This is a genomic window from Marinobacter sp. OP 3.4, from assembly GCF_036224885.1.
Classification (GTDB): Bacteria; Pseudomonadota; Gammaproteobacteria; order Pseudomonadales; family Oleiphilaceae; genus Marinobacter.
On the sequence record NZ_JAVVLT010000091.1, the window covers coordinates 1 to 2083 of the forward strand.

2 protein-coding genes are annotated in these 2083 nt (G+C 60.3%); both read right to left on the reverse strand.

Annotated elements, in window-relative coordinates:
* Positions 1-62: 62 nt before the first annotated feature.
* A complete protein-coding gene (gene istB, locus RO069_RS14740) occupies positions 63-803 on the reverse strand; it encodes an IS21-like element helper ATPase IstB (RefSeq protein WP_328188512.1) in 741 nt (246 codons plus the stop codon).
* The coding region (gene istA, locus RO069_RS14745) for an IS21 family transposase (protein ID WP_328188513.1) at positions 790-2083 on the reverse strand (1294 nt) is incomplete at its 5' end. The genes istB and istA, both read right to left, overlap by 14 nt.

Below are 2083 nucleotides of genomic sequence, written 5' to 3' on the forward strand. Positions count from 1 at the left end.
CTGTCAATGGCCATTTATTTTGACCCACCTTTGGCCAATAAAATTGACCCACCTTTCATAGTCTAGTTCGTGGTTTTCTGCTTCAGCCGATAGCTTTCCCCTCCCAGCATAAAGATGTGTGAGTGGTGGATGACCCGGTCAATGATCGGCACCGCCACGTTGTCGTCGTGGAAGAACTCGCCCCAACTGGTGAAGTCCTTGTTGGTGGTCAGGATGATGGACCGGTATTCGTACAGACTGTTGATCAGTTGGAACAGGTTGTAGCGGGCCTGCCGGGTCATGGGTAGATAGCCCAGTTCGTCGATGATCAGCAGGTCGTATTTGGCCAACTGGCTGACCCGCTTTTTCAGCTCCCCTTTCATCTCGGCCAGCTCCAGCTCTTCCACCAGATCCAGGGCATTGCGGAACAACACCCGGTAACCGGCTTCCACCGCCTTATGGCCGATCCCGATGGCCAGGTGGGTCTTGCCGACACCGGGCGGGCCGATGAACACCAGGTTGTTCCGCTCGTCGATGAACTGGAAGTCCAGCAAGGCATTGACCTGGCGCTTGTTAATGGTGGTCTGGTGCCGGTAGTCGAAGCCCTCCAGGCGCTTATCGGCGGGGAACGCGGCCATCTTCCGGTTCCGGCGAATGCGTTTGTCCTGGCGCTGGATCAGTTCGTGTTCGGCAAGCCGGTCCGCGAAGCTCAGGTAGGACATCTCGTTGGCTTCTGCCTCCGCCAGTAAGTTGGTCAGCTCATCGGCTGCTGCGCTCAGGCGCAGACTGCGGTAACGGGACACGGTCTGTTCAAGCTGGCTCATGGGTCACCCCCTGGCCGCTGGAGTGGCCAACACGACGGTAAGCACTCAGGTCCAGTGCTTCCTTGGGTTCTGGCAGCGGTTCCGGCTGCCGTTCCCGGAGGACGGCGGCTTGGGCCGCTTCAAGGTAGCTTTGTAGTCGTGTGGCGGTCATGCCGGGACGCTCTGCCAGCGTCGTAATCAACACGGGATCCACGGGTTCGTGGCGCTTGAGCAGGTCACGGGCAGCCACCAACTGGTCTTTGTAGACCTTGGGCTCGGAACACTTGAGTTGCTGGCACAACCGTTGCCCGACCTCACTGCCGATCAGGGCGCTGATGTCGGCTTCCAGCTTGCTCACGCGCTGGGCATGATCCCGGTAGTGATGGGTGTTCTTGATCACCTTGCCCTTGTCGGAGCACAGGGCGTGGCTGGCAATGACGTCGCCGGTGTCCAGGTCGCTGATGTGGAGCTGGCCACCGGACTCCAGAACGCCTACCCGGGCCTGTTGCCAGGCCATGGGCACGGAGTATTTATTCGCCTTCCAGGCGACCAGGCCGGTCTTGTCGGCCCGCCGTGTCTCGTGGGCCACAGACTGCACGCAAGCTGGTGACAGGTAAGCCTCAAGGCGTTCTCGCTCATCCCGTTCGAACCGCTCCCGCGGCGGCTCGCCGGTGGTGCCGTGGATGCGGACATTGGCCACACTCTCAACCCAGTCCTGCACGTGCTGACGCACGTGTTCCTGATCCCGGAAGACTTCGCCGTAGAGGCAATCCTGCTTGACGTATTTTACGCCGGCCTCCACCTTGCCCTTGCTCTCCGGGTCATAGCCTTCACAGGCATGGATCCGGAACCCGGCCGTGGTGGCATACTCATGGAACCGTTGGTTGAGGGTCAGTTCCCGGTACTGCTCGTTGATCACCACCAGCTTGGTCTGATCGTAAACGCATTCCTCCGGCAGGCCACCAAAGTACCGCAGGGCTTCATCGTGGAGCTGGATAAAGGTCTGGGTGTCCAGAGGGCGGAAGGCCAGGCCCACGTACATCAGCCGCGAGTAGGACAGCACGAACACCACGAAGTGCAGCGTACGCTCTTCGCCACCAATCAGCACACCGCGCAACTCACCGGGGTCCACCTGACACTGAACACCGGGCACATCATCCAGGATAGGCTCGTAGTAGCGCATCTGAGCCGAGGCGACTTCCTCCTTGAGCACCCGCACATAGCGGCGAATGGAACGGTCCGAGGCCGGTAACTCACCAACCTTCGCTTGCAGCTTGCGGGCAATCTTGACGGCGCTGAGC